This window comes from Rhodobacter calidifons (assembly GCF_011174775.1).
Classification (GTDB): Bacteria; Pseudomonadota; Alphaproteobacteria; order Rhodobacterales; family Rhodobacteraceae; genus Tabrizicola; species Tabrizicola calidifons.
Map to the genome: position 1 here is coordinate 1 of NZ_JAANHS010000046.1, position 1,304 is coordinate 1,304.

1 protein-coding gene is annotated in these 1,304 nt (G+C 65.8%); it reads left to right on the top strand.

The genetic code is table 11. The features are described from left to right. The first annotated feature begins 36 nt into the window (after positions 1-36). On the top strand, positions 37-1,065 hold the full coding sequence (locus G8O29_RS18135) for an IS110 family RNA-guided transposase (RefSeq protein ID WP_166404593.1): 1,029 nt from the start codon (positions 37-39) through the stop codon (positions 1,063-1,065). Positions 1,066-1,304 lie beyond the last annotated feature (239 nt).

Sequence of the window (1,304 nt, forward strand, 5' to 3'; positions counted from 1 at the left end):
AGGTGGGTCTGCGAGGATCCACAAAGGAGGACGGTCATGCTGGATGTTACCACTGTCGGGCTCGACCTGGCGAAGAATGTGTTTCAGGTGCATGGGGCTGACGGCGCGGGCCGTGCGGTTCTGCGCAAGAAGCTGCGTCGGGATCAGGTGCTGGCGTTCTTCTGCCAGTTGCCACCTTGTGTTGTCGCGATGGAAGCCTGCGGCGGCGCGCATTTCTGGGGGCGCGAGATCGGCAAGTTGGGCCACGAAGTGCGGCTCATCCCGCCTGCCTACGTCAAGCCTTTCGTCAAGCGGCAGAAGAATGATGCGGCCGACGCCGAGGCGATCTGCGAGGCAGCACAACGCCCGACGATGCGCTTCGTGCCGGTGAAGAGCGAGGAGGCCCAGGGGGCCGCGATGGTCTTTCGAGTCCGAGAGCTGCTGATCCGGCAGAGGACGCAGGCCATCAATGCCCTGCGTGGCCACCTGACCGAGTTTGGGCAGATCGTCCCCCAAGGGGCGGCGAACGCAGCGAAGCTGATCGCCATCGTCGAGGAGCCCGAAAGCGGCTTGCCGGCCGACGCCATCGGAACGCTCAAGGTTCTTGTCGCAGCCCTGACCCATCTCGAGGCCGAGATCGGCAGGCTTGATGCCGAGATCGCTCGTCGGGCGAAGACGAACGAGGTGGCTCGGCGGCTGATGACAGTGCCGGGCATCGGGCCGCTGATCGCCACGGCCATTGCGGTTCTGGCCCCGCCGCCCGAGACATTTCGCAAGGCACGCGACTTTGCCGCCTGGCTGGGTCTGGTGCCACGACAGCATTCGACCGGGGGCAAACAGCGCCTTGGGGCCACGACGAAGATGGGCGAGCGCTCCCTCCGGCGGCTGCTGATCATTGGCGCCAACAGCGTGATCATCAAGCGGCACGTCCGTGCCGCCACCCGACCGGGCACGTGGCTGGGCGGGATATTGACGCGCAAGCCGCCGATGCTTGTGCGGGTGGCGCTGGCGAACAAGATGGCGCGGATCGTCTGGGCCCTGATGGCACGGGGCGGCGTCTACCAGTCTCCGGCCGCGGCAGCGTAAGCCTTCCGTCGGTCGCGAGGACGTCGGAGCGAAAGAGGGCAAGGAGCAGTTTGGCGCAACAGTCGTGAGACGGGATCGGGAGAACCAGTGTGCAACAGAGTGCCTTCGAGCACGCGGCTTTGATCTGGATCCGACCCGCGAACACCATACGGGCCCGCGGCATGTGTGACGCCGCATCTGAGGCCGGACACATGTCAGCACCCGATGACGCGCCGGGATCAGGCCCGAAGTTCCCTCTT

Bases quoted from the DNA above. Each gene is read 5' to 3' on its own strand.
- G8O29_RS18135 (WP_166404593.1), top strand. From the start codon at position 37: ATGCTGGATGTTACCACTGTCGGGCTCGACCTGGCGAAGAATGTGTTT.